Source organism: Streptomyces sp. NPDC053493 (genome assembly GCF_044544825.1).
Taxonomy (GTDB): Bacteria; Actinomycetota; Actinomycetes; order Streptomycetales; family Streptomycetaceae; genus Streptomyces.
Genome location: NZ_JBITXS010000001.1, coordinates 535799 through 561061 on the forward strand (window position 1 = coordinate 535799; position 25263 = coordinate 561061).

Below are 25263 nucleotides of genomic sequence, written 5' to 3' on the forward strand. Positions count from 1 at the left end.
TGATACAAGCGGATGGACACACCGGAGGCCGGGCGCGATGCGCGCCCGGCCTCGGTCACGGCCGCGGGAGTCGCCGCTCTCCTGGAGTCACCGGCCCCGGGGTCACCCGTCCCGGGGTCACCGGTCCCGGAGTCACTGCTCCTGCGAGGTCGCCTGCGGTGTCGCCTCGGGCGCGCTGATGTCCTGCTCGGGCACCGTGTGTCCCTCGCGGATCAGCTCGATCCGGCCCATCACCTTGGCCCGCAGGTCGATCGGGACCTCGTCACTGCCGCAGCAGCGCTTGACGAGCTTCTTCACGGCCTGTTCGAGCCCGTACTTCTCCAGGCACGGGGAGCACTCCTCGAAGTGCACCTCGAACTTGGTGCAGTCGTTGTCCGGCATCTCGTGGTCGAGGAACTCGTAGAGATGGTCGAGGATTTCCGAGCAGTCCGTCTCGTGCGGCTCTCCGCAGCTCATGAGCCCGAACCTTTCAGATCGTGCGACGACTCTCCGGCGCCCGCGGGTACCAGCCCGCGGTCGCGGGCGTAGTCCTCGAGCATGCCGCGCAGCTGGCGGCGGCCCCGGTGCAGTCGGGACATCACCGTACCGATGGGTGTACCCATGATGTCCGCGATCTCCTTGTACGCAAAGCCCTCGACGTCCGCGAGATACACGGCGATGCGGAACTCTTCGGGGATCGCCTGCAGCGCTTCCTTCACGTCGGAGTCCGGCAGGTGGTCGAGGGCCTGCGACTCGGCCGACCGCAGACCGGTCGACATGTGCGACTCGGCGCGGGCGAGCTGCCAGTCCTCGATCTCCTCGGCGGCGGAACGCTGCGGCTCGCGCTGCTTCTTCCGGTACGAGTTGATGAAGGTGTTCGTGAGGATGCGGTACAGCCACGCCTTGAGGTTCGTGCCCTCACGGAACTGGTGGAAGGATCCGTACGCCTTGGCATACGTCTCCTGCACCAGGTCCTCGGCGTCCGCGGGGTTGCGCGTCATGCGCAGCGCGGCCGAGTACATCTGGTCGAGGTAGCCGAGGGCGTCCCGCTCGAAGCGCGCGTTGCGCTCCGCGGTCGTCTCCTCGGGGCCTTCGTCGGTCCCTGTGTCGGTCCCGGTGACCGGACCCACCTCCTCCAGCGCTGCGGCGAACCCGAACGCGGACCCGCTCGCTTCGGAGGATAGACGAGGAACCGCTCCGCCCGCCGCCCGAATAGGCGTGGCCTTGGGCCCGGGCAGCACCGTCCAGTCGAGGTCAGCGGCCTGCGGGCGCTCCGGGCAGATGGTCGAACCCATGCGACGGACTCCCTCTTCCTTGCTCTCAAGCACCGATGTCCCTCACAACAGTGGTCCCCGCCTCAACATTCCCGGGGCGGCCGGGCGGTCAGCGCAGTGACGCGATCCACTCCGTCACCTCGCGGACGACGGTGCCGACGGCCTCGTCCTGGGTGAGCGGCGCGCTCTTGGCCACGGCGAAGCCGTGATCGCCGTACGGGACCTCGGCGAGGGCAAAGGGGCCGGCCGGGAACTCGGCGGGCCGGCCGAAGGGATCGTTGCCGCCCTGCACGACGAGGGTCGGGACGCCGGAGCCGAGGAGTTCGTCGGCCCGGGACTTCTCGGGCTTGCCGGGCGGGTGCAGCGGGAAGCTCAGCGCGAGCACGGCGCTGGCGCCCAGTTCGGCGGCGGTGCGGCAGGCGACCCGGGCGCCGGCGCTGCGGCCGCCGGCGATCACCGGGAGGCCGGGAGCGGCGAGCGCGGGCCACAGGCCGCGCCAGCCGGTGTCCAGCGTCCTGGGCGCGGGCGCGAGCTTCTTGCCGGCGACCCGCCAGGGCTGCTCGACCAGGGCGACGGTGACGCCCTCGGCGGGCAGCGCGGCGGCGAGGGCGACCAGGTCGCGGGCCTCGATGCCGCCGCCGGCGCCGTGGCTCACGGCGAGCACGGTCCACGGCTTCTTCGCCGGGGCCCAGGTGATCCGGGCGTCGCCGGCGTCGGTCGGAACGATCTCGGTCTTGGTCACGCTCCCCATCCTGCCCCGGCAGACTCCCGAACCGGCGCACCCCGCGGCGCCCTGCGCCACCTCGCCGGCTCACCGGGCCCGCGGCACGCGGGCGGTCGCCGTCAGAACAGCGTCGCCACCTCCGGGCCCTCCAGCTCCGTCAGGAGCTCGGGCCCGTTGTTGCGCACGTTGCTGACCGCCGTCGCCACCGGGTAGGCCCGCATCAGGCCCTCCGGCGGCGGGGCGAGCAGCGAGCGCAGCTCCTCCACGTCGGTGCGGGACGGGTCCAGCCAGGCGTCCCAGCGGTCCGGCGTCAGCATCAGCGGCATCCGCGGGTGGATGTCGGCGAGCGAGCGCGGGCCCTCGGCCGGGGCGACGCCCAGCGGGCCGGTCTCGGCCTCCGTGGTGACGACGGAGCAGGTCACCCACCAGGCCTGCGGGTGGTCGTCGGGCAGGGTCCGGTCCCGCCAGAACTCGTAGAGGCCGGCCATGGCGAAGACCGAACCGTCGGCCGGGGTCACGAAGTACGGCTGCTTGCGGGGCCGCTTCTTCCTGCCCTCCACCTCCAGGTCGCGCTCGTCGGTGCCGGTCACCCACTCGTAATAGCCGTCGGCGGGCAGGATGCAGCGGCGCGCGGAGAAGGCCCGCTTGAAGGAGGGCTTCTCGTGCACGGTCTCCGCGCGGGCGTTGATCATCCGGGCGGCGCCCTCCGGGCTCTTCGCCCAGGACGGCACGAGGCCCCACTTCAGGACCCGCATCTGGCGAACCGGACGCCGCGATTCCGCGTCTTTGAGAGGACGCTCCAGAATCGCGTAGACCTCCTTGGTCGGGGCCACGTTCCAGTCGGGCGCCAGGGTCTCCTCCGGCTCCCACTTCTCGACCTCGAAGGCGTCCACCAGATCCTCGGGGCGCCTGCTCGCCGCATACCGTCCGCACATGAGTGCCACACTGCCACGGACCCGACCGCTGATGAGGAGCCCGTTCACAAAATGAGCCTCGCCCCGGCCCTTCTCGGCACCCAGCCGGCCCCCGAGCAGTGGATCGTGATCGCCACCGCCCTCGCCGCCCTCGCCGCGGTCGTCCCGCGCCCGATATGGCGGCTGTCGCGCAACGCGATCACCATCGCGCACGAGGGCGGCCACGCCCTGCTCGCCGTCGCCACCCGCCGGCGGCTGGAGTCGATCAGGCTGCACTCCGACACCAGCGGACTCACCGTCTCGCGCGGCCGTCCCACCGGCCTCGGCATGATCCTCACGGCCGCCGCCGGCTACACCGCCGCACCGCTGCTCGGCCTCGGCGGCGCCGCGCTGCTCTCCTCGCACCGGGTCACGCTGCTGCTGTGGCTGGCCACCGCGCTGCTGCTCGCCATGCTGGTGATGGTCCGCAACGCGTACGGGATCCTCACCGTGCTCCTCACCGGCGGAGTGTTCCTCCTGGTGTCCTGGCTGACCGGCCCGGACGTGCAGTCCGTCTTCGCGTACGCGGCGGTCTGGTTCCTGCTCCTCGGCGGTGTGCGCCCGGCCTTCGAACTCCAGCGCAAGCGGCGCCACGCAGGCGCCGCCGACTCCGACGCCGACCAGCTCGGCCGGCTCACCCATGTGCCGCCCACGCTGTGGCTCTGCTTCTTCCACGCGGTGTCGCTCTGCTGCCTGATCGGCGGTGGACGCCGGCTGCTCGGCGTGTAGCGGGCGGTCGCCGCCACCGTAGAGTGAGGGCATGACCGAAAGCTCCCCGAAGCCCGATCCGCTCACCGGCCTCTGGCCCGCCCCGTACGCGGGCGGCGCCGTCGACGCCACCGTCACCGTGCCCGGATCGAAGTCGGTCACCAACCGCGCGCTGGTGCTCGCCGCGCTGGCCGCCGAGCCGGGCTGGCTGCGCCGTCCGCTGCGGTCGCGCGACACGCTGCTGATGGCGGAGGCCCTGCGCACCCTCGGCGTCAAGATCGAGGAGGGCGTGGGCCCGGACGGCACCGGCGAGGCCTGGCGGATCCTCCCGGCCGGACTGCGCGGCCCGGCGACCGTGGACGTCGGCAACGCCGGCACGGTCATGCGCTTCCTGCCGCCGGTCGCGGCCCTCGCCGACGGCCCGGTCCGCTTCGACGGCGACCCGCGCTCCCACGAGCGCCCGCTGCACGGCGTCATCGACGCGCTGCGCACGCTCGGCGCCCGGATCGACGACGACAAGCGCGGCGCGCTGCCGATGACCGTGCACGGCGGCGGCGGTGTCGAGGGCGGTGTGGTGGAGATCGACGCCTCCTCGTCGTCCCAGTTCGTCAGCGCCCTGCTGCTGTCGGGCGCCCGCTTCAACCAGGGCGTGGAGGTGCGGCACGTCGGCGACCGGCTGCCGTCGCTGCCGCACATCCGGATGACGGTCGACATGCTGCGCGCGGTCGGCGCCCAGGTCGACGAGCCGGAGCACGGCGGGCGGCCCAACGTGTGGCGGGTCGCGCCGTCCGCGCTGCTCGGCCGCGACCTGGTGGTGGAGCCCGATCTGTCGAACGCGCAGCCGTTCCTGGCCGCGGCGCTGGTCACCGGCGGGCGGGTGACGGTTCCGGACTGGCCGGCGAAAACCACCCAGCCCGGTGACGCGCTGCGGGAGATCTTCACCGAGATGGGTGGCTCCTGCGAGCTCGACGAGCGGGGTCTGACCTTCACCGGCACGGGCCGGATCCGCGGCATCGACGTCGACCTCGGCGAGGTCGGCGAGCTGACGCCGGGCATCGCCGCCGTCGCCGCTCTCGCCGACTCGCCGTCCGTGCTGCGCGGCGTGGCGCATCTGCGGCTGCACGAGACCGACCGGCTGGCCGCGCTCACCAAGGAGATCAACGGGCTCGGCGGTGACGTCACGGAGACCAAGGACGGCCTGCGGATCAACCCGCGCCCGCTGCACGGCGGCGTGTTCCACACGTACCACGACCACCGGATGGCGACCGCGGGCGCGCTCATCGGCCTGGCCGTGAAGGGCGTGGAGATCGAGAACGTGGCGACGACCGAGAAGACCTTGCCGGACTTCCCGAGGATGTGGACCGAAATGCTCGGGGTCTGAGCCATGCGGCGTTACGGGAAGCACACCGACGAGGACGACATCCGCCAGCGGCCCAACCGCAAGGGCAACCGTCCGCGGACGAACATCCGGCCGAAGCACGAGGACGCCGTCGAGGGCATGGTCCTCACCGTCGACCGGGGCCGGCTGACCTGCCTGGTGGACGACCGGGTCGTGATGGCGATGAAGGCCCGCGAGCTGGGCCGCAAGGCCGCCGTGGTGGGCGACCGGGTCTCCCTGGTGGGCGACCTGTCCGGCGAGAAGGACACCCTGGCGCGGATCGTGCGGATCGGTGAGCGCAGTTCGGTGCTGCGGCGCACGGCCGACGACGACGACCCGTACGAGCGGGTGGTCGTCGCCAACGCCGACCAGCTGGCGATCGTGACGGCGCTCGCCGACCCGGAGCCGCGCCCGCGCCTGATCGACCGCTGTCTGGTCGCGGCCTACGACGGCGGGCTCGACCCGTTCCTGGTGCTGACCAAGTCGGACCTGGCCCCGCCGGAGAAGCTCCTGGAGCTGTACGGCGCGCTGGACATCCCGTACGTCGTCGTCAACCGCGAGGAGCTGTACGACGGCGGCGCCGCGGACCGGGTGCGCGAGCACCTGGGCGACCGGGTGACCGCGTTCGTCGGGCACTCCGGCGTGGGCAAGACGACGCTGGTGAACGCGCTGGTGCCGCAGGAGCGGCGGCGGAGCACCGGCCATGTCAACGCGGTCACGGGCCGCGGCCGGCACACCACGACTTCGGCGCTCGCGCTGCCGCTGGACAAGACCGGCGGCTGGGTCATCGACACGCCGGGCGTGCGCTCCTTCGGTCTGCACCACGTCGATCCGTCCCGCGTCATCCACGCCTTCCCGGACCTGGAGCCGGGCACGGAGAACTGTCCGCGGGCCTGCTCCCACGACGAGCCGGACTGCGCGCTGGACGACTGGGTCGAGGAGGGCCACGCCGATCCGGCGCGGCTGTTCTCGCTGCGGCGGCTGCTCGCGACCCGGGAGCGGCGCGAGGGCGACTGAGCCGCGCACGTTTGCGCGGGCGCCGGCTGTTGGTAAGTGCATAATCGCACCAAGTGCGACGAAGCAGTCACCGACGGCGTGGGAGGCACTGACGATGGCGTGGCTGCTGGTGGTGGTCGCCGGACTGCTCGAGACGGGCTTCGCCGTCTGTCTCAAGCTCTCGCACGGCTTCACCCGCCTGTGGCCGACGGTCGCGTTCGCCTGTTTCGCGCTGGGCAGTTTCGGTCTGCTGACGCTCGCGCTGCGCAAGCTCGACGTGGGCCCGGCGTACGCGGTGTGGACCGGGATCGGGGCGGCGGGGACGGCGATCTACGGGATGATCTTCCTCGGTGACGTCGTGTCCACCCTCAAGATCGTCTCGATCACGCTGGTGATCGCCGGCGTCATCGGCCTCCAGCTGTCGGGCTCCGCCCACTGAGCCGCGGCTCCCGTGCGGGCCGGCGGTGTCACGACGTACGACAGGGCGAGCCGCAGCGCCAGTTCGCAGCCGCGGACGGCGGCGTCGGCGCGCCGGGCCCGGTCGGCCGTCCCGGCGGTCCCGGAACTCCCGGCGCTCCCGCTCCTGCCGGAACTCCCGGAACGCGCGGTGTCCCCGGAGCCGTCGGCGGCGCCTCCGCCGCTGTCGGGCTCGGCCGCGAGCAGGGCCGCCGCCCGGTCCCGTGCCTGCACGAGCAACTCGCCCGGCGTGGGCACCCCGGCGTCCGCGCGCCGCTGTTCCGGTACGGCGGGCGGGCGGGCGCCGGCGCGCGCGGGCCGCGGCGCGGGAAGGCGTTCGCCCCAGGCGCCGGTGAGCAGGGCGCGCAGCACGGGCCGGGCGCCGGCCGCGGCGACGGTCCACTCGGCGACGGCGACCAGGCGGCGGGCGGGCGGTCCCGGCTCGGCGAGCGCGGCCTCGACCCCGCGCAGATAGAGGTCGGCCTCGCGGCGGACGAGGGCTCTGGCGAGCCCTTCCTTGCTGCCGAACTCGTTGTAGAGCGTCTGCCGGGAGACCCGGGCGGCGGCGGCGACGTCCACCATCCGCACGGCGGACCAGGGCAGGCGGCCGAGGGCCGCGAGGGCCGCGTCGAGCAGGGCCTCGCGGGCAGTCGGCGGCTTCGGTGGCTTACGGGCAGTCGGCATCCTCGCCTCCCAGCCGGTTCGGTTCTGCGCTCAGCGTTGACGCGCGACCACGCACTGTCAAGGGTCGCCGCCGGTCGATCCCCGTCCGGGGGATAGAGTTTCGACCATGGCCGATTACCACGACGATCTGCGTCTCGCCCATGTCCTCGCGGATGCCGCGGACGCGGCCACCATGGACCGGTTCCAGGCGCTCGACCTGAAGGTCGAGACGAAGCCCGACATGACTCCGGTGAGCGAGGCCGACAAGGCCGCGGAGGAGCTGATCCGCGGGCAGTTGCAGCGCGCCAGGCCGCGCGACGCGATCCTCGGCGAGGAGTACGGCGTGGAGGGCACGGGCCCGCGCCGCTGGGTGATCGACCCGATCGACGGCACCAAGAACTACGTCCGTGGCGTGCCGGTGTGGGCGACCCTGATCGCGCTGATGGAGGCCGGGGACACCGGTTTCCAGCCGGTGGTCGGCGTCGTGTCCGCGCCGGCGCTCGGCCGCCGCTGGTGGGCGGCGAAGGGGCTCGGCGCCTACACGGGCCGCAGCCTGGCGTCGGCGACCCGGATCGGGGTGTCGAAGGTGGGCCGCCTGGAGGACGCCTCGTTCGCGTACTCGAGCCTCAGCGGCTGGGAGGAGCGGGGCCGGCTCGACGGCTTCCTGGACCTCACGCGCGCGTGCTGGCGGACCCGGGCGTACGGCGACTTCTGGCCGTACATGATGGTCGCCGAGGGCTCGGTCGACCTGTGCGCCGAGCCGGAGCTGTCGCTGTGGGACATGGCGGCCACGGCCGTCGTGGTGCAGGAGGCGGGCGGCACGTTCACCGGCCTCGACGGGCGGCACGGCCCGCACAGCGGGAACGCGGCGGCGTCGAACGGACTGCTGCACGGAGAACTGCTGAGTTACCTCAACCAGCGCACCACCACGGAGGACTGACCGCCCCTCAGCGCTCCCGGGGGCGCTTCGCGCGCCCCCTTGTCGCCCCTCTCCCCCGGTGCCACTCTGAGACTCCGCTCACTTGTGAACTTGTGAAAGAGTTCTCGAAGTCATCGAACAGGAGGTGGTCCCCTCCATGCTCGTCCGTGACGCCATGAGCACGGTGGTCCTCACCATCGGCCCGGCCCATACCCTCCGCCAGGCGGCCCGACTGATGTCGGCGCGCCGCGTGGGCGCCGCCGTCGTCCAGGACGGCGACTCCGGCGGATTCGGCATCCTCACCGAGCGCGACATCCTCAACGCCCTGGGCGCCGACCGCAATCCCGACCACGAGACCGCCGACGCCCACACCACCCGGGACGTCGTCTTCGCCGCCCCGACCTGGACCCTGGAGGAGGCCGCGGACGCGATGACCCGCGGCGGCTTCCGCCACCTGGTGGTCCTCGACGACCACGGGCCGGTCGGCATCGTCTCCGTACGCGACATCATCCGCTGCTGGCTGCCGGTGCACAGCGCCGCCTGAGGGCATACGGGAGGGCCGGGCCTCCGTACGGATACGGAGGCCCGGCCCTCCACCTCTCCGGCGGCGCCTCCCGTCGGCCGGGAAGGGCCTGGACCACGGCCGTCGAGCCGCCCGCCGAAGTCTGCGATCGTCGCGCGATCGCAGCGATCCTACTCTGGACATAATCCAAGTCAAGTCCTCATCCAACCTCACACGGGTTCGTGGCTCTTCGAGGGCGACTGTTACCCTGACCCTCATGAGTGACCTGTTGGAACGACTGCGCGGCCGCGGCTGGCGGATGACCGCGCAGCGCCGTGTCGTGGCCGAGGTGCTCGACGGGGACCATGTGCACCTGACCGCCGACGAGGTCCACGCCCGCGCCGTGGAGCGGCTGCCCGAGATCTCCCGGGCGACCGTCTACAACACGCTGGGCGAGATGGTGACGCTCGGCGAGGTGATGGAGGTCGCGACGGACGGCCGTGCCAAGCGGTACGACCCGAACGCGCACCGGCCGCACCAGCACCTGGTCTGCGCCCGCTGCGGCGCGATCCGCGACGTCCACCCGGCCGGCAACCCGCTGGCCGACCTGCCCGACTCGGAGCGCTTCGGCTTCACGGTCTCGGACGTCGAGGTCACCTACCGCGGCATCTGCCCCAGCTGCGCGGCCTCCGCCTGACGGCCCACGGCCCAGCACCTACGAGAAGGCCCCCATCGGCGGATCGGTGGGGGCCTTCTCGTGCGCCCGCGCGCATGCGCGGGAACGACGAAGGCCCGGATCCGCTTCCGGATCCGGGCCTTCGTGCTACTGAGTAGCGGGGACAGGATTTGAACCTGCGACCTCTGGGTTATGAGCCCAGCGAGCTACCGAGCTGCTCCACCCCGCGTCGGTGAACCCAACCTTACGGGAGCCCTCCGAGCAGCGCAAATCGATTAGGCGGTGAGCTCCTGGTGCAGTGCCTCGCTCAGCCGCGCCGCCCGCTCCGCCACCTCCGCGGGGCCGAGCTCGACCGCGCGGGCGCACCAGCGGCGCCCTTCGGTGAGTTCACCGCGGCGCGCCGCGAGCAGGCCGAGCCGGAGCGCGGCCCGGCCGTGACCGGCGTGGGCGGCGCGGGTCCACCAGAGGGCCGCCTCGCGCTCCGCGCCCTCGCGGGCGAGCAGCAGCCCCAGGTTGAAGGCGCCGTTGCGGGAGCCGGCCTCGGCCGCCTCCCGGTACCAGCGGGCCGCCTCGGCCACGTCGCCGCGGGCGGCGGCGAGCATGCCGACCCGCACCTGGGCACGGCGGTGGCCCTGCTCGGCCGCCCGCTCGTACCACTCCTCGCACTCGCTCTTCTCCTCGCGCGGTGCGCCGAGCGCGGGCGGGCCCGGGTCGGGGCGGCGCGCGTCGAGGACGGTGGCGAGCCGGTAGGCGGCCTCGGCGCTGCCGCCACCCGCCGCGCACCGCAGATGGCGCTCCGCGCCCTGCTCGTCGCCGTCGCGCAGATAGGCGATGCCGACCTGCAGGGCGGCCTCCGTGTGCCCGGCGGCCGCGGCGCGCTCGTACCAGGTCAGGGCGGTGCGGTCGTCGTCACGGCCGGCGTGCAGGATGCCGAGGTTGAAGGCGGCGTCGACGCTGCCGGCCTCGGCGGCCTTGGAGAACCACGGCTCGGCGCCGTTCGCGTCGCCGGCCTGCAGCAGCAGCACGGCGAGCGCGTTGGCGGCCTCGCGGTGGCCGGCGTAGGCGGCCCGGCGGTACCACTGCTCGGCCTGGGTGATCCGCTCCTGGGCGGCGCAGAGCAGCCCGAGGTTGTACGCGCCGTTGACGTCGCCCGCGTCCATGGCAGCGCGGTACCAGCGCTCGGCGGTCTGCTGCTCGCCGCGGGCGGCGTGCAGAGCGCCGAGCGCGTTGGCGGCGTTGCCGTCGCCGTCCTGGGCGGCCCGCAGCCACCACACGGCGGCGCTCTCCTCGTCGCCCGCGTCGCGCAGCAGGAACCCGAGCGCGCAGGCGGCCTTGGCCTCACCGTCCTTGGCGGAGGTGAGGTACCAGCGGCCGGCCTCCTTCAGGTCGCCCCGCTTCTCCAGGATCGCGCCGAGGTGCAGCGCGGCCCGCCGGTGGCCGCGCGCGGCGGCCTGCCGGAACCACTGCTCGGCCTCGGAGAGCCCGTCCTGGGGCCCGGTCGGCTGCTCGGCGGCTTCGGTACCGGTGCCGGTCCGCGTGCCGGTGCGGGCGCCGGGGCCGGCCGCGGAGCCCGTACGCGTGCGGGCGCCCGGGCCCGTGCCCGTACCGGACGCGAGGCCGGGGCCGCCGCGGGTGGGCGCCGCGAGGACGGCGTCGACGGCCGGGCGGGCGGCTCCGGTGCCGGACGGCGCGGTGCGCAGGCCGGTGCCGGTGTCGTAGGCGTGCGGGCCGCGGGCCGGCTCGGTCGCCCGCCGCTCCAGGGCGAGGGCGAGCCGGTAGGCGGCCTCGCGGTGGCCCTGTTCGGCGGCGGCCCGCAGCCAGCGCTCGGCGCCGACGTCACTGCGGTGCTCCAGGAGATCGGCGAGGGCGTAGGCGCCCAGCGCGTGGCCCTGCTCGGCGGACTGGCGCAGCCAGTACTCGGCGGCGGGCTCGTCGCCCCGCTCGCGGTGGTGGCGGCCCAGCGCGTGCGCGGCCGGCGCGGAGCCCGCGACGGCGGCGACGCGCCACCAGCCGGCGGCCTCCTCGGGATAGCCGCGCTGGTGCAGCAGGACGCCCAGGTTGTTCGCGGCGGCGCGGTCGCCCTGGGCGGCGGCCCCGCGCAGATACGGCTCGGCGCCGTCCAGGTCCCCGCGGCGCAGCAGCAGCGCGCCGAGGACGCTCATCCCCGCGGCGTCCCCGCTCTCGGCGGCACGCCGGTGGCGGGCCTCGGTCTCGGCGTCGGTCTCGTTCTCGGTGGTGGTGTCGACGGCCGCATCGACGGCCCCCGCGGCCTCGATGATCTCGTCTGCGGCGTTTCCGGCATGCCGCTGCACAAACCGCCCTGTCTCCAACAGAGTTGCCCTGTCCCCCATAAATACCATCGTCGCACCACCCGCAACCCGCGTACACCTGGTATATCGCAGCCAGTGAGGTCACTTCAGCGTTTTGTCGACATGCCCACAGAGAGATAAGTCAAACACGAGTCACCCCAACTCGCCCCCTCCCCACCGCTCTTCGGGGCGCGTCGCGTGTCCGGGCACACGACGAGGGCCCGAATCCAGCTGGATCCGGGCCCTCGTCTTCAGTAGCGGGGACAGGATTTGAACCTGCGACCTCTGGGTTATGAGCCCAGCGAGCTACCGAGCTGCTCCACCCCGCGTCGGCTACGCCACCGTATCACGACGCGGGGTGATGCCTTGGCGACGGATCAGCCGCCGGGACTCGCGCTCGGGGCCGGCCTGGCGGACGGGGTCCCCGGGCCCGGCTTGGCGGGCGGCGTCCCGGGGGCCGGCGTCTGGAGCTTCGCTCCCGCGTCCGCCGCCCTCCTGAGCGCCTCGTCCAGGGCGTCCTGGGCCTTGCCGTACGCCGCCCAGTCGCCCTTCTGCAGCGCCGCCTCACCGTCGTCGAACGCCTTCTGCGCGTCGGCGATGGCCTGCTTCAGCGCGGCGTCGTTCGTCGTCGGCGTCGGCGGCTTGGTGGTGCCCGGCGGCTGGGTCGTCGGCGGGGCCGTGCCCTTGACGCCGAAGACGGCGTTCAGCGCCTCCGTGAGGCTGTTCTCGAACACCGTGGTGTCCTTGGTGGTGTCGCCGCCCGGCTGGTCCGCGTCCACGTAGGACACCGCCACCTTCTTCAGCAGCGGATAGTGCGCGTTGCGGCCCTGGGCGTACACCGGCTCGACGTACAGGAAGCCGCCGTCCAGCGGCACCGTGAGCAGGTTGCCGTACTGGATGTCGGAGTCGGCGCCCTTCATGTCACGGACGAACTGGGCCACCGACGGAAGGCCGTTGAGCTTGTTCTGCACCTGCTCGGGTCCCGGCACGTCCTCGCCGACGCGGAGCAGCCTTATCTTTCCGTAGTCCTTGCTGCCGGCGTCGGCGTCCACCGCCATGAAGCCGCCCAGGTTGGGCCGCCCGTTGGGCGTGAACGTCGTCGTCAGCGAGAACTTCTCCGCCGTGTCCCCGGGCATCTTCATGCTCAGGTAGTACGGCGGGACCGCGTTGCCGTCCTTGTTGGTCGGGTCGTCCGGCACCTGCCAGGCGTCCGAGCCGCTGTAGAACTGCGCCGGGTCCTGGACGTGGTAGCGGGTGAGCAGCTCGCGCTGGACCTTGAACATGTCCTGCGGGTAGCGCAGGTGCTTCATGAGGTCCGCGTCGATCTGCGAACGGTCCTTGACCGTGCCCGGGAACGCCTTCATCCAGGTCTTGAGGACCGGGTCCTTCGTGTCCCACTGGTAGAGGTTCACCGTGCCGTCGTAGGCGTCGACGGTGGCCTTCACCGAGTTGCGGATGTAGTTGACCTGGTTCTGCTGGGCGACCACCGCGCGCTGCTGGTTGCCGACCGTCAGGGAGTCGGCCGTGGTGTCGCCGAGCGTGGTGCGCGAGGCGTACGGGTAGCCGTTGGTGGTGGTGTAGGCGTCGACGATCCACTGGATGCGGCCGTCCACGACCGCCGGGTAGGCGTCGCCGTCGATCGTCAGCCAGGGCGCGACCGCCTCGACCCGCTCCTTGGGAGTGCGGTTGTACAGGATCCGCGAGCCGTCGCCGATGGCGCCCGAGTAGAGGATCTGCGGCTCGCTGAAGGCGACCGCGTACGCCGCCCGGTTGAAGGTGTTGGAGAGGCTGACCCCGCTCTTGCCCGCGTAGCTGGTGGTCTTCTCGCCGTTCTCCTCGTAGTCGAGCTCCTTCTGGGGCCCGCCGACGATCGAGTACTGGTCGGTCTTCTCGCCGTAGTAGACGCGCTGCTCGTACGGGCCGAGGTTGCCCGTCGTCGGCAGCCCCTGCTCGGTGAAGACCGGGGAGCCGTTGGCGTCCGTCTGCGTCCCCATGGCCATGATCGCGCCGTAGCCGTGGGTGTAGGTGAAGTGGTCGTTGATCCAGTTCCGCTTCGGGATGCCGCGGATGTTGAGCTCACGCAGACCGACGACGGTGTCCTTGCCCTGGTAGCGGTCGACGTCGAGGGTCAGCGGGAACTGGTAGTACTTCCGCTTCTGCTCCAGCTGCTGGAAGGTCGGCGAGACGATGTTCGGGTCGATCAGCCGGTAGCTGGCCGCCGTGTCCGCGTCGCCGCGCAGCTGGTTCTTGTCCTTGACCGTCGACTTGCCCGAGTAGTCCTCCGGCTTGGTCGAGTCGATGTCGTAGGCCTTGCGGGTCGCGTCGATGTTCTTCTGGATGTACGGCGCTTCCTTGGCCTGCTCGTTCGGCTGGACCTGGAACTTCTGCACGATGGCCGGGTACAGGCCGCCGATCAGGATCGCCGACAGCACCATCAGACCGAAGCCGATCACCGGCAGCTGCCAGGTGCGCCGCCACAGCGTCGCGAAGAACAGCACCGCGCAGATCACCGCGATGCAGAACAGGATCGTCTTCGCCGGCAGATAGGCGTTGGCGTCCACGTAGCGCAGGCCGGTCCAGTTGCCGGTGGCCTTGAAGTCGCTGGACTTCACGGCCAGGCCGTACCGGTCGAGCCAGTACGCGACGGCCTTGAGCGTCACGAACACGCCGAGCAGCACCGACAGGTGGCCGGTGGCGGCGGCGGTGGCCCGCGCGCCCGGGCTGGTGATCCGCAGCCCGCCGTAGAGGTAGTGGGTCAGCGCGGCGGCGATCAGCGACAGGATCGTGGCCGCGAAGCCGAAGGCCAGCAGGAAGCGGTACCAGGGCAGGTCGAAGGCGTAGAAGGCCACGTCCAGCTGGAACTGCGGGTCCTTCTCACCGAAGGAGACCCCGTTCACCCACATCAGCCAGGTCCGCCACTGCCCGGAGGCGGAGGCGCCGGCGATCAGGCCGACCAGCGCGGTGACGGCGAGCAGCACCCACTTCCGGAAGGGCGCGAGGCCCGTGCGGTAGCGGTCGAGACTCTGCTGTTCCATCGACATCGCGCTCAGCGGCGGCCGCAGCCGGTACGCGAGCCAGATGTTCAGGCCGACGGCCAGCGCCATGAGCAGGCCGAAGACCAGGAAGAGGCCGATCTTGGTCCACAGGGTGGTGGTGAACACCGACTGGTACTTCACCGAGCGGTACCAGAGCCAGTCCGTCCAGAACCCGGCGAACATCACGAACACCATGGCGAGGACGGCGAGGACGCCCAGCGTCATCAGCAGCGTACGGGCGCGCCGGGACGGCCGGCCGACTCTGATCCTTGGCCCGGAAGGACCTGTGCCGCCTCCGCGGTCCGGCATCTGGAAAGCCAACGTGCGCCCCTCGAGGTTGATGCGTCGTATGCGTCGATAAGCAGGCTCCGCGATCGTAGAGCCCACTGATGCAACTTACTGAGGCTTTACCTAGTTCCCGTCTTCCGGGGAAGAGGAGGCAGGATGTTGTCCATGTCCAACGTTTCCCCCTCCGGCCCCCCGATGGCCGCGAGTCCTCTCACCCGCGCCGTGCTCGAGATCGACGAGTACGCGTCGGGCCTCGGCTGGGACCGCCCCGCCCGGCTCTTCGCCCTGGTCGACACCGCCCGTCTGCGCGCCCAGGCGCCCTCGCTCGGCGGCCGTCTCGGCGCCACCGGCGACGACGCCGCCACGGCGTACACGCCCATCGAGCAGGAGGAGCTGCCGGCGGGCAAGCCGCTCGACGAGTTCCTCGGCACGATCGCCTGGCCCGACGCCGTGGCCGGCTGCGCGCTCACGGTCGAGCGGCTGATGCTGCCGCCGTCGGCCGAGGCCGCCGTGCCCAAGGGCCTGGACGAGGCCGGGCTCAGCAAGTGGGTGGCCCGGCACCCGGACCGGCAGGAGGTCAGGATGACCGTCGCGGTGCTGCGGGACGGGGCGCGCGAGGCCGCGATCCGGCTGCGGGAGAAGGACTCGCCGAGCGAGGTGCTGACCGGGCCGGACCTGGTGCCGGGACTCGCGGACGCGCTGGCGGCGACGTTCGAGGCCTGAGGCCGTTCGCGGCCTGAGGTCGCGAAGGCGTGGGCAGGGGGCGCTCCAGGGCGCCCCCTGCCGCGTCTCAGCTCTTGGAGCAGCTGGGCAGGGACGCGGTGTCGCCCTTGCGGAGCTTCTCGAGCGACTTCGTCGCGTCGTCGATGGTGTCCACCTTGATCAGGGTGAGGCCGCTCGGGGTGTCGGCGGCCGCGGCCGCGCAGTTCTCGGCCGGGGTGAGGAAGTACTCGGCGCCCGCCTTGCGCGCGCCGACCAGCTTCATCTCGATGCCGCCGATCGGGCCGACCTTGCCCTTGTCGTCGATGGTGCCCGTGCCGGCGATGAACTTGCCGTCGGTCAGCGACTCGGGCGTCAGCTTGTCGACGATGCCGAGCGCGAACATCAGGCCGGCGCTGGGGCCGCCGACGTCGGCCAGCTTGATGTCGATCGTGAACGGGAAGACGTGGTCGGTGCCGGCCTGGATGCCGACGATGGCCCGGTCGCCCTCCTGCGACTTCGTGGTCGTGATGACCACCCGCCGGGTCGTGGTGGCGTCCTTGTGGGCCTTCTCCGCGGCGGCGGCCTCCTGGGCCGGGACGATCGTGAAGGCGACGTCCTGGCCCGGCTTCCGCTTGGTGACCAGCTTGGCCACGTCGCCGGGCTCCTTGACCGCCACGCCGTCCACCGCGCGGATGACGTCGCCCGCGTGCAGCCTGCCCTCGGCGGGCGTGCCCTTGACGACGGTGGCGACGACGACCCGGGTGGTCACCGGGATGTTCAGCTCCTTCAGGGCCGCGACCTTGGCGCTCTCCTGGGACTGGCTGAACTCCTCGGCGTTCTCCTGGCTCGACTGCTCCTCGGTCTTGCCGTCCGGGTAGAGCGTGTCGTGCGGGACCACGACGTTGTCGTGGGCGAGCCAGCCGTAGACGGCCTCGACCGCGTTCATCTTGTAGTCCGCGCCGGTGACCCGGACCGTCGTCATGTTGAGGTGTCCGGACGTCGGGTAGGTCTGGTGTCCCGAGATCTGCAGGACCGGCTCGCCGCGCGCGTCACCCAGGGTGTTCACCGTCGGGCCGGGGCTCATCTCCGCGTAGGGCACCGGGATGAGGACGCCGACACAGAGCAGCGTGATCAGGACCAGGGTGGAGGCGAGCATCGTCGCGGTGCGGCGTGGCATGGAACGACAGTACGGGACGGGCCTGTGAGTGCACCCCCGGGGCGGTCCGTACGAGGCGCCCCGCGGGCCCGGCGGACCTGGCCGGCCGGCGGGCCGGCGGTCAGCCGGTGGTCGGCGTCGCGGCGGAGGCGGGATGCGGCGTCTCGTGCTCCGCGCGGGCCGAAACGGAGGCGGCGGGAGCGACCGCGACGGCCGTGACGGGTGTGGTGGCGTGGGACCGCTCCATGGCGTCCCGGAACCGCGCGTAGCCCGCGAGCTCGGCGACGTCCCCGATGGTCTTGTTCCGTTGCGCCCAGCTTCCCCATATCGCCGCGCCGACGACGGCGAAAAGCGGAATCAACAACCAGGCCAGCGCTGCCATTCCGACCTCCCATCCCCAATGGTCCCCAGTGAGTGGATCAGCAGATTATTCATCCGCGAGACCAACGCTCACGCCTGGGGGTCGGTTACGCAAATCGGGGCGTTCGGCTACAGCACGTCGGCGTGGCTGCTTGCGCGTCCTCGTGCTACGACCGCTCCCGATCGGAGCGGACGTTCAGCAGGCGCCGACCCTCCCCCAGCCTTCGGCCGGGGGGACCCCCAGCTCGGAGCGGAGGTTCAGCAGGCGCCGACCCACTCCTCGGTGCCGTCCGAGAAGGTCTGGTGCTTCCAGATCGGGACCTCGTGCTTGAGGTCGTCGATCAGCTTGCGGCAGGCCTCGAAGGCCTCGCCGCGGTGCGGGCAGGAGACGGCCACGACCACGGCGAGGTCGCCCACATGGAGGTCACCCACACGGTGGACCGCCGCCAGGGCGCGGACCGGGTAGTTCGCCACGACCTTCTCGGCGACGCGGCGCAGCTCCGCCTCGGCCGTGGGGTGGCAGGAGTAGCCGAGCGCGTCGACGTCGGCGCCGCCGTCGTGGTTGCGCACCGTGCCCACGAACAGCGTCGTGCCGCCCGCCGCGTCGTCGCCGACGGCGCGGAAGACCTCGTCGACCGAGAGCGGGGTGTCACGGATCGCGAGCAGCTTGATCGGTTCGTCCGCGACCCGCTCGCCGGGGTGGTCATGCCTGTCTGCCATGCCTCCATCGTGCCGCACGGCACGGACACGGCGGAATAGCGCTTTCCGCCGGTGGCTCGGGACCCTCCGTAGGAGGGTCCTACAGGCCCCGCCGCTTCCGCATCTGCCGGACCAGCGCCGCCGTGCCGAGCAGCGCCACCGTCGCGCCCGCCGCGCCCGCCGCCGTGGCGTCCTTGCGGCCGAGCCGGCGGCCGGCGACCGTGTGCCGGCCCTCGACCTCCTCCAGGAGCGCGGCGAGCACCTCCTCGTTGGTCCACCGGGGCCGCCAGCCCGCGTCGTGCAGCCGGCCGACGCTGACCACCCACGGGTGCATGGTGTAGGCGAGGTCGCCCGCCGGGGACGGCGTGAGGCCGATCCGGTGCAGCCGGGCCGCCGCGCCCAGGGCGACGGCCGAGGGCAGCTCCATGCGCCGGATCCCGGACAGCTCCTCGACCTCCTCCTGCTCGAGCCAGCCGTCGCAGCCGACCGCGAACTCGCCGTCGACCTTCTCCAGGGCCGCGTACTCCAGCGCGCTGACCAGGTCCTCGACGTGGCAGAACTGCCAGGTGGGGCGGGAACCGGCGACGACGAGCAGCCGGGGCGACTCGAAGTAGCGGGTCAGCGCCGTGTCCGTGCCGCCGACCAGGACCGCGGGCCGGACCACCGTCACGTTGAGCCCGGGATGGGCCCGCGGCGCGCGGCGTGCGAGCCGCTCGATCTCCAGGAGGTCGCCGACGCCGGTGGCCTCGGCGGTGGCGCGCAGCTCGGCGTCCTCGGAGAGCGGGATGTCGTTGTCGGGCAGCGCGCCGTAGACCATCGCCGAGGTGCACAGGACCACCCGGTGCACGCCGGCCGCGGCGGCGGCCGTGAGGACGGTCTGCGTGCCGCGGACGTTGTAGGCCGTACGGGCGGCGGAGTCGGTCTCCAGGTCGAGGTCGACCGCGAGGTGCACCACGACGTCCGCGCCGCGCAGCTTCTCGGCGATGGCCGGGTCGCGGACGTCGAGGATGTGCCACTGCGCCTCCGGGACCTCGCCCCGGCGCTCGTCGATGGCGATGACCTGCTTGACCTCCGCGGACTCGGCGAGGCGCCGGGTCAGCAGGTCGCCGACGCCGGACGCGGCACCGGTGACCGCGACGACGGGGCCGCGCGCGGCGGACCTGGTTGACGGGTTTCGCGCTGCGCGAACCTGAGGATCTGGGGAACTCACCGGGCGTCTCCAGCGGTTGACTTCAGTACGTACCCGAATGACGCGTACGTACCAGGTGGCGTCCATCCTGCCGCAGGCCACGGCCCGGCGGAGCACCGAGCCCGGATCCGGTGCGGATGTCTACGCTGGTGGTGTGGAGTCGGGGAGGCGAGCCGAGCCGAGAGCCCGCCGTCGGCAGGAAGCCGGCGGCCTGACGAGCCGAGGAAACCTGTGAGTGACACCCCATTCGGATTCGGCCTTCCGCCGGAGGAGCCGGACAACGGCGACGAGGGCAAGAAGAAGGACCCCGCCGGAGGTGGCCAGGGGTCCGGTGGCCAGGGCGGCGCGAACCCGTTCGGGGCGAACCCGTTCGGCTTCGGCGGTCTGCCGGGCATGAGCGGCGGCCAGGGCGGCGCGGACAATCCTTTCGCCGCGATGTTCGGCTCGCTCAATCCCCAGGACCTGGGAGCGGCCTTCCAGCAGCTGGGCCAGATGCTCAGCTACGAGGGCGGGCCGGTCAACTGGGACATGGCCAAGCAGATCGCGCGCCAGGTCGTCGCCCAGGGCACGGCGGACGGCACCAAGGACGCGAGCGTCGGCCCGGCGGAGAAGGCCGCGGTCGAGGAGGCGGTGCGGCTTGCCGACCTGTGGCTCGACCAGGTGACCTCCCTGCCGTCCGGCGCGAGCACGGCCGTGGCGTGGAGCCGCGCCGAGTGGGTCGAGGCGACGCTGCCCGCGTGGCAGCAGCTTGTCGACCCGGTCGCCGAGCGGGTCGGCGCGGCCATGGGTGACGTACTGCCCGAGGAGATGCAGGCCATGGCGGGCCCGCTGATCGGCATGATGCGCTCCATGGGCGGCGCCATGTTCGGCCAGCAGATCGGCCAGGCCGTGGGCGTGCTCGCGGGCGAGGTCGTGGGGTCGACGGACGTCGGTCTGCCGCTCGGCCCGGCCGGCAAGGCGGCGCTGCTGCCGCTGAACGTCGAGTCCTTCGGCAAGGACCTGGGTGTCCCGTCCGACGAGGTCCGGCTCTATCTGGCCCTGCGCGAGGCCGCCCACCAGCGGCTCTTCGCGCACGTGCCGTGGCTGCGCTCGCACCTGTTCGGCGCGGTCGAGGGCTACGCCCGGGGCATCAAGGTCGACACCTCCAAGCTGGAGGAGGCGGTGGGCCAGCTGGACCCGAGCCACCCCGAGCAGCTGCAGGAGGCGCTCCAGCAGGGCATGTTCCAGCCGGAGGACACGCCGGAGCAGAAGGCGGCCCTGGCCCGTCTGGAGACGGCGCTCGCCCTGGTCGAGGGCTGGGTGGACGCGGTGGTGCACGAGGCCGCGAAGACCCGGCTGACCTCGGCGGACGCGCTGCGCGAGACGCTGCGCCGGCGCCGGGCGACGGGCGGTCCCGCGGAGCAGACCTTCGCCACCCTGATCGGCCTCGAGCTGCGTCCGCGCCGGCTGCGCGACGCCTCGCGGCTGTGGGCGTCGCTGACCGACGCGCGCGGCGTGGACGGCCGGGACGGCCTGTGGGAGCACCCGGACATGCTGCCGACGGCGACCGACCTGGACGACCCGGACGGCTTCGTGCACCGCGAGCACCTGGACTTCTCGGAGCTGGACAAGATGCTCGGCGAGGCCGCGCGCGGCGACTCCGGCGGCTCCCGCGACTTGGACGGCTCCGGCGGCTCGGGCGGCTCGGACGACTCCAAGGGCGAGGGCGACAAGGAGTGAGCCTGTACGACGACGCGGTCCTGGTGCTGAAGGAGTACGAGGACCAGCCGGAGCTCCGGGACGTCTATCTCGAGCACCTGGCAGCTCATGAGGACGGCATGTACAAGCCCTGCCGGGCGGGTCACCTCACCAGCAGCGCGCTGGTGATCGATCCGTCCCGGGAGCGGGTGCTCCTGACCCTGCACCGGAAGCTGGGCATGTGGCTGCAGATGGGTGGCCACTGCGAGCCGGGCGACCCGACGCTCGAGGCCGCCGCGCTGCGCGAGGCCACGGAGGAGTCCGGGATCTCCGGTCTGTCGCTGCTGCCGGGCGGCCCGGTCCGGCTGGACCGGCACCCGATCCCGGCGCCGTGCCACTGGCACCTGGACGTGCAGTACGCGGCGCTGGCGCCGGACGGCGCGGTGGCGGAGATCAGCGACGAGTCGCTGGACCTGCGCTGGTACGGGTACGACGAGGTGGCCGGCGTGGCCGACGCCTCGGTGGTGCGGCTCCTGGAGAGCGCCCGCGCCCGTCTGTGACCGACGCGTACACCGACGCGTACACCGACGCGTGAGGGGCGGCCTCCACGGAGGCCGCCCCTCATCCGTGCTCGGTGCCGGGCGCTCAGTTCCAGGCGTTGTTCTGGTTCTGGGCGTGGGCGCCGTGCTGGCCGACGCCGTACTGGGCGGCGATGCCCTGGCCGAGGGCGGCGTTCTGCGGCGGCATGACCTCGCTGGGCTGCACCAGGGCGAAGCCCTGCCCGAGGAAGCTGAGCTCCCAGCCCTCGCCGGTGCTGCCGCGGCGGCGGCGTACGGACGCGTTGTGCGTCTGGGCCTGCATCTGGACCCTGAGCCCGGTGGACCAGGCGACGATGGCGTCCGCGTCCGCGCTGACGTACTTGTCGGGCGTGACCTGCAGCATCAGCGGCTGGCCCGAGGTCATCAGGGCGACCTTGCCGCGGCCGGAGATGTTGAGCTGGTACTTGCCGGTGCCGGAGACGCCGTACTGGCTGTCGACGGCGATGACCTCGGTGTGGAGGCTCGAGTCGAGCGCCAGGACGTAGGCGCTGTCGACGGTCATGCCCTCCGGCTCGATGTCGACGACGTGGATGTACTGGGCGAGGTTGGCGAAGTAGACCGTGCCCTGGCCGGAGCAGCGCATCAGGTCGAGGCCCTCGCCGGTGCGGGCGCGGGCCCGGCGCTGGTTGGGGGTCTGGTACTCGCCGTCGAAGTCGATCAGGCCCTGGTAGGCGACCATCGCGCCCTTGCGGGCCAGGATGTCGTCCTGGCCGCCGAGGGCGACCCGCAGCAGCTGCGGGTTCTGGACGACGTAGCGCTCCTGGCTCTGCTGTTCGGCGTAGTTGAAAAGCGGGCTCTGCATGGTGTGTTCTCGCTCCCCCTCAGCCCCGGGCCCGCAGGCGGTCGGTGCTGTCCTCGCTCGGCTGTACGACGACGATGCCCTGGCCCGAGAAGCCCATCTGATAGGCCTCTCCGCTGCCCCGGCCGATCAGCGAGCCGGCCTTGAAGCTGCGCTTGCCCTTGACCTTGAGGGTGGGCGACCAGGCGACGAGCGCGTCGGGGTCGACGTAGGTCTCGTCCTCGCCGCGGCCGCAGTCGACGACGATCGGCGTGCCGCGCGAGGTGATCGCGACCCAGCCGGTGCCCGCGATCTGCACGTTGAACAGGCCCTGGCCGGCGAACTTGGCGAGGCCCTTGACCCGCTCGACGCCCCACTGGAGGTGGGCGTCGAAGGCGAGGACGTTGGTGCCGTTCACGGAGAGGGAGTCGTTGTTGAGGTTGATGACGACGACGTCGGCGCCGTAGTCGGCGAGGTAGAGCAGTCCGTCGCCGGAGCACTTCATGATCGGCGCGCCTTCGCCGGTGGCCCACTGGTGGGCGATCTGGCGGACGGCCGGCGGGTTGGGCTCGTAGGAGACGAAGCCCTCGTAGGCGACCATCGAGCCGGTGCGCGCGTACAGGTCCTGGCCGGTGGCCATGGCGACCTTGAGCATGGAGCGGCCGTGGTTCTCCATGCGGGCCGTGACGGGGGTCGGGGCGTAGCCCGCGAGTTGCTGGTTCATGGTTCCGGGCTCCCTCAGACCTCGTAGGGCTGAACGACGATGAAGTTGCCGGGAGCGCCCCGGAACTGGAGGTTGACGGTCTCGCCGCTGTGGCCCGGATAGGCGTTGCGGCGCAGCCTGACCTGGCTGGAGAGGATGACCTGGGAGGCGGCCGACCAGGCGACGACGGCGTTGCAGTCGGCGAAGGTGGTCGGGGTGACGGGCAGCACGACCGGCGTGCCGTGGGTCTTCACGACGACCGTGCCGGTGCCCTGGAACTGCATGGTGAACAGCGCGCCGCCCGGGATGCCGTGGCCGTCGATGCGGCGCACCTCGTACTGCAGCGACTCGTCGAAGGCGAGCACGTTCTCGGCGGAGACGCAGATGCCGTCGCCCTGGAGCTCGATCGGGTGCAGATGGGCACCGTTCTCGGCGAGGAAGACCTGACCGCGGCCGGTGCACCGCATCAGCTGCATCTCCTGGCCGGTGGCGTTGCCGACGATCCGGCCGGCAAAGCCGGCGCCCTTGTAACCGAACTCGACCTTGCCCTGGTACATGACCATGGAGCCCTGGCGGGCGAGGACGGGCACGCCGCCCATGGCGAGGTCGACCCGGACGAGCTGCTGGTTCTGCGGCGTCCAGCGGGCGCCGGTGGCGTTCTCCTTGTACGGCGCGAGCGCGGCGGCGAGCCCGGCACCGGCGGCGGGGACCCCCTGGGGCACGCCCTGCGGCGGCATGCCCTGCGGGGGCATGCCGGGCGGCGGGACCTGGCCGTAGGGAGCCGGGGCCTGCTGGCCGTACGGGCCGGGAGCGGGCTGGCCGTAGGGCGCGGGGGCCGGGGCGGGCGCGCCGTGGGGCGGGGCCTGGCCGGGTACCTGGCCGTACGGGGCGGGGGCCGGCTGTCCGTACGGTGCCGGGGCGGGCTGGCCGTAGGGCGCGGGCGGCGGGGTGGGCGCGGGCGGCGCCGGAGCCGGGGCGGGCGCGGGCGCCGGGGGCGCCAGGGGCGCGGCCATGGTGGGCGCGGCGTGCATCGGCGCCGGGGCGGGTGCCGGAGGCGGGGTGGGCGCCGGGGCGGCCGGGGCCGCGGGCGCGCCGAAGGCCGGCGGCGCCGCGGTCTGGGCGGGCGGGGCGAAACCGGGCGCGGCGGCCGGCTGCTGCTGGGCGGCGGGCTGCTCCTCCTCGGCGACCTCGCCGCCGAAGTTCTTGAGCAGCGCTTCCAGGCCGCCGTCGAAGCCCTGTCCGACGGCCGCGAAGCGCCACACGTCCTTCAGGTAGAAGTCGCCGAGCATGACGGCGCGTTCCGTGGAGAACTCCGCGCCGGTGAAGGCGTAGCGGGCGACCTCCTCGCCGCCCGCGACGATCCGGATCCAGCCGGGGCCGACCTGGGACATCTGCCCGGCGCCGTCGATCGTCGCCGTGAAGGACAGCTTGTGGATGTGCGCCGGGACGCGGTCCAGGGTGACGCGGAAGGACTCGGTGTCACCGGCCTGCGCGCCGAGCAGCTGGATGGACTCCTCGGGCGACTTGGGCTGGTTGAAGAAGACGAAGTAGCGGTCGTCGGAGAGCCGCTCGTCCGCGTCGAGGCCGAAGCAGCTGATGTCGAAGGTCAGGCCGGGCGCCGCGATCTGCACGCCCACGTACAGATCGGTCCCTGCCGTGAGATCACTGATCTTGGCCTTGTGGCCGCGTTGGAATTCCCTGGCCATATGTGACGACCGTCCCCCATCCCGGAAGTACGACATTGCGTCGCGCCAGGCTAACGGCTGTCCCGGAGATCGGACCAAGCCCGTACGTCTTCGGTACAGAACCGCAGCACGGGCGCGCTCACTCCTCGCGGGCGCGCGGCAGGTGCGGCAGCCGGCCGGCGGCGGCGACGCCCTCCAGATAGCCGCGGGCGCGTTCGGTGCGCGGATACGCCTCCAGCAGCCGCCAGAAGCGGGGGCCGTGGCCGGGGACGAGGAGGTGGGCGAGCTCGTGGCACAGGACGTAGTCGACGACGTACTCGGGCATGCCCTGCAGACGGTGGGAGAGCCGGATGCTGCCCTCGGAGGGCGTGCAGGAGCCCCAGCGGGTGTTCTGGTTGGTCACCCAGCGCACGGAGGTGGGCCGGGCGCGGCCGCCGAAGTACTGCTCGGAGAGCTGCTCGGCGCGCTCGGTCAGCTCCCGGTCGCCGAGGACGCTCCTGCTCTCCTGCGCGGCCAGCTTGTCCAGCATGACCGTGACCCAGCGGCGCTCCTCCGCCTCGGACATCCGGGCCGGGATGAGCACGACGGTCCGGTCGCCCTCGCGGTAGGCGGAGACGGTTCGGCTCCGGCGGGAGCTCCTGCGGACCTCGACCGCGCTCGTCCCCGAGCCGCGGGGCGGTCTGCTTGTCGCGCTGCGTTGTGGGTCGGCCGGCACGGCCCCGACGTTACCCGCTGCCGGCGCGGGAAGTCCCGCACCGTTCGAATGATTAATCCCTCGTCCCTGTGGACAACTTTCCGCACCGCTCGTCCCGGACGGGCAGTCTGATCCCGGACGGAAAAGCGACGAATCGAGAT

The 25263-nt window shown here is 72.5% G+C and carries 25 protein-coding genes and 2 tRNA genes; 10 read left to right on the forward strand and 17 right to left on the reverse strand.

Going from position 1 to position 25263, the window contains the following annotated elements; all coding sequences use genetic code 11:
* Positions 1-132 precede the first annotated feature (132 nt).
* From rsrA to ACIGO8_RS02330, 4 genes are all read right to left on the reverse strand, one after another.
* Positions 133-456 (reverse strand): mycothiol system anti-sigma-R factor, encoded by a 324-nt coding sequence (rsrA, locus tag ACIGO8_RS02315; RefSeq protein WP_399722888.1) that lies wholly within the window; start codon positions 454-456, stop codon positions 133-135.
* On the reverse strand, positions 453-1109 hold the full coding sequence (locus ACIGO8_RS02320; RefSeq protein WP_399724269.1) for a sigma-70 family RNA polymerase sigma factor: 657 nt from the start codon (positions 1107-1109) through the stop codon (positions 453-455). The genes rsrA and ACIGO8_RS02320 overlap by 4 nt, the downstream gene beginning before the upstream one ends.
* A 253-nt stretch (positions 1110-1362) precedes the next feature.
* Positions 1363-2004 carry an alpha/beta family hydrolase gene (locus ACIGO8_RS02325; RefSeq protein ID WP_399722889.1) on the reverse strand — a complete coding sequence of 214 codons (642 nt, stop codon included), beginning with the start codon at positions 2002-2004 and terminating at the stop codon, positions 1363-1365.
* Positions 2005-2096: 92 nt separating this feature from the next.
* The gene (locus ACIGO8_RS02330; protein WP_399722891.1) at positions 2097-2912 is read right to left on the reverse strand and encodes an SOS response-associated peptidase; all 816 of its coding nucleotides are present in this window, start codon (positions 2910-2912) and stop codon (positions 2097-2099) included.
* Between the two features lie 51 nt (positions 2913-2963).
* Here ACIGO8_RS02330 and ACIGO8_RS02335 point away from each other — a divergent pair, with 51 nt between their 5' ends.
* The 4 genes from ACIGO8_RS02335 to ACIGO8_RS02350 all read left to right on the forward strand — a co-directional run bounded on the left by ACIGO8_RS02335 (position 2964) and on the right by ACIGO8_RS02350 (position 6451).
* Complete coding sequence (locus ACIGO8_RS02335) at positions 2964-3659, forward strand: M50 family metallopeptidase (RefSeq protein ID WP_399722893.1); 696 nt, start codon at positions 2964-2966, stop codon at positions 3657-3659.
* 31 nt (positions 3660-3690) lie between these two features.
* Positions 3691-5019 (forward strand): 3-phosphoshikimate 1-carboxyvinyltransferase, encoded by a 1329-nt coding sequence (aroA, locus tag ACIGO8_RS02340; protein ID WP_399722894.1) that lies wholly within the window; start codon positions 3691-3693, stop codon positions 5017-5019.
* A gap of 3 nt (positions 5020-5022) precedes the next feature.
* Complete coding sequence (rsgA, locus tag ACIGO8_RS02345; protein WP_399722896.1) at positions 5023-6033, forward strand: ribosome small subunit-dependent GTPase A; 1011 nt, start codon at positions 5023-5025, stop codon at positions 6031-6033.
* A 94-nt stretch (positions 6034-6127) separates the two neighbouring features.
* The gene (locus tag ACIGO8_RS02350) at positions 6128-6451 is read left to right on the forward strand and encodes a DMT family transporter (RefSeq protein ID WP_399722899.1); all 324 of its coding nucleotides are present in this window, start codon (positions 6128-6130) and stop codon (positions 6449-6451) included.
* On the opposite strand, the gene ACIGO8_RS02355 is transcribed toward ACIGO8_RS02350, so the two are convergent.
* Positions 6343-7152: a TetR/AcrR family transcriptional regulator gene (locus ACIGO8_RS02355; protein ID WP_399722900.1), complete on the reverse strand. Its 810-nt coding sequence runs from the start codon at positions 7150-7152 to the stop codon at positions 6343-6345. The two genes, ACIGO8_RS02350 and ACIGO8_RS02355, sit on opposite strands and share 109 nt — an antisense overlap.
* Positions 7153-7258: 106 nt before the next feature.
* On the opposite strand from ACIGO8_RS02355, the gene hisN reads away from it, so the two are divergent.
* The 3 genes from hisN (at position 7259) to ACIGO8_RS02370 (ending at position 9249) form a co-directional block, all read left to right on the forward strand.
* Positions 7259-8071 (forward strand): histidinol-phosphatase, encoded by an 813-nt coding sequence (gene hisN, locus ACIGO8_RS02360; RefSeq protein ID WP_399722902.1) that lies wholly within the window; start codon positions 7259-7261, stop codon positions 8069-8071.
* A 136-nt stretch (positions 8072-8207) separates the two neighbouring features.
* Entirely contained in the window at positions 8208-8594 is a 387-nt protein-coding gene (locus tag ACIGO8_RS02365; protein WP_399722904.1) for a cyclic nucleotide-binding/CBS domain-containing protein, read from the forward strand.
* A gap of 235 nt (positions 8595-8829) precedes the next feature.
* Positions 8830-9249 (forward strand): Fur family transcriptional regulator, encoded by a 420-nt coding sequence (locus ACIGO8_RS02370; RefSeq protein WP_399722906.1) that lies wholly within the window; start codon positions 8830-8832, stop codon positions 9247-9249.
* A 134-nt stretch (positions 9250-9383) separates the two neighbouring features.
* On the opposite strand, the gene ACIGO8_RS02375 is transcribed toward ACIGO8_RS02370, so the two are convergent.
* The 4 genes from ACIGO8_RS02375 to ACIGO8_RS02390 all read right to left on the reverse strand — a co-directional run bounded on the left by ACIGO8_RS02375 (position 9384) and on the right by ACIGO8_RS02390 (position 14881).
* Positions 9384-9457, reverse strand: a tRNA-Met gene (locus ACIGO8_RS02375).
* 46 nt (positions 9458-9503) lie between these two features.
* Entirely contained in the window at positions 9504-11588 is a 2085-nt protein-coding gene (locus ACIGO8_RS02380; RefSeq protein ID WP_399722908.1) for a sel1 repeat family protein, read from the reverse strand.
* A gap of 204 nt (positions 11589-11792) precedes the next feature.
* Positions 11793-11866, reverse strand: a tRNA-Met gene (locus tag ACIGO8_RS02385).
* Positions 11867-11914: 48 nt separating this feature from the next.
* On the reverse strand, positions 11915-14881 hold the full coding sequence (locus ACIGO8_RS02390; protein WP_399722910.1) for a UPF0182 family protein: 2967 nt from the start codon (positions 14879-14881) through the stop codon (positions 11915-11917).
* Positions 14882-15025: 144 nt separating this feature from the next.
* Between ACIGO8_RS02390 and ACIGO8_RS02395 the strand changes: the two genes are divergently transcribed.
* On the forward strand, positions 15026-15583 hold the full coding sequence (locus tag ACIGO8_RS02395) for a PPA1309 family protein (RefSeq protein ID WP_399722911.1): 558 nt from the start codon (positions 15026-15028) through the stop codon (positions 15581-15583).
* A 67-nt stretch (positions 15584-15650) separates the two neighbouring features.
* Here the strand turns inward: ACIGO8_RS02395 and ACIGO8_RS02400 are convergent, their stop codons facing one another.
* From ACIGO8_RS02400 to ACIGO8_RS02415, 4 genes are all read right to left on the reverse strand, one after another.
* A complete protein-coding gene (locus ACIGO8_RS02400) occupies positions 15651-16739 on the reverse strand; it encodes a PDZ domain-containing protein (RefSeq protein WP_399722912.1) in 1089 nt (362 codons plus the stop codon).
* Positions 16740-16839: 100 nt separating this feature from the next.
* A complete protein-coding gene (locus ACIGO8_RS02405) occupies positions 16840-17100 on the reverse strand; it encodes a hypothetical protein (RefSeq protein WP_399724351.1) in 261 nt (86 codons plus the stop codon).
* Between the two features lie 236 nt (positions 17101-17336).
* Positions 17337-17798, reverse strand: a complete 462-nt coding sequence (locus tag ACIGO8_RS02410) for a molybdenum cofactor biosynthesis protein MoaE (RefSeq protein ID WP_399722914.1) — start codon at positions 17796-17798, stop codon at positions 17337-17339.
* A 79-nt stretch (positions 17799-17877) separates the two neighbouring features.
* The gene (locus tag ACIGO8_RS02415; RefSeq protein ID WP_399722916.1) at positions 17878-18987 is read right to left on the reverse strand and encodes an SDR family oxidoreductase; all 1110 of its coding nucleotides are present in this window, start codon (positions 18985-18987) and stop codon (positions 17878-17880) included.
* Between the two features lie 210 nt (positions 18988-19197).
* Between ACIGO8_RS02415 and ACIGO8_RS02420 the strand changes: the two genes are divergently transcribed.
* Positions 19198-20685 (forward strand): zinc-dependent metalloprotease, encoded by a 1488-nt coding sequence (locus ACIGO8_RS02420; protein ID WP_399722917.1) that lies wholly within the window; start codon positions 19198-19200, stop codon positions 20683-20685.
* Entirely contained in the window at positions 20682-21203 is a 522-nt protein-coding gene (locus tag ACIGO8_RS02425; RefSeq protein ID WP_399722919.1) for an NUDIX hydrolase, read from the forward strand. Before ACIGO8_RS02420 ends, ACIGO8_RS02425 begins: the two co-directional genes overlap by 4 nt.
* A gap of 85 nt (positions 21204-21288) precedes the next feature.
* Here the strand turns inward: ACIGO8_RS02425 and ACIGO8_RS02430 are convergent, their stop codons facing one another.
* The 4 genes from ACIGO8_RS02430 to ACIGO8_RS02445 all read right to left on the reverse strand — a co-directional run bounded on the left by ACIGO8_RS02430 (position 21289) and on the right by ACIGO8_RS02445 (position 25123).
* A complete protein-coding gene (locus tag ACIGO8_RS02430) occupies positions 21289-22044 on the reverse strand; it encodes an AIM24 family protein (RefSeq protein WP_399722921.1) in 756 nt (251 codons plus the stop codon).
* 19 nt (positions 22045-22063) lie between these two features.
* Complete coding sequence (locus ACIGO8_RS02435; protein WP_399722923.1) at positions 22064-22744, reverse strand: AIM24 family protein; 681 nt, start codon at positions 22742-22744, stop codon at positions 22064-22066.
* Positions 22745-22758: 14 nt separating this feature from the next.
* Positions 22759-24429, reverse strand: a complete 1671-nt coding sequence (locus ACIGO8_RS02440) for a TerD family protein (RefSeq protein WP_399722925.1) — start codon at positions 24427-24429, stop codon at positions 22759-22761.
* A 118-nt stretch (positions 24430-24547) separates the two neighbouring features.
* Complete coding sequence (locus ACIGO8_RS02445; RefSeq protein ID WP_399722927.1) at positions 24548-25123, reverse strand: M48 family metallopeptidase; 576 nt, start codon at positions 25121-25123, stop codon at positions 24548-24550.
* Positions 25124-25263: the final 140 nt, after the last annotated feature.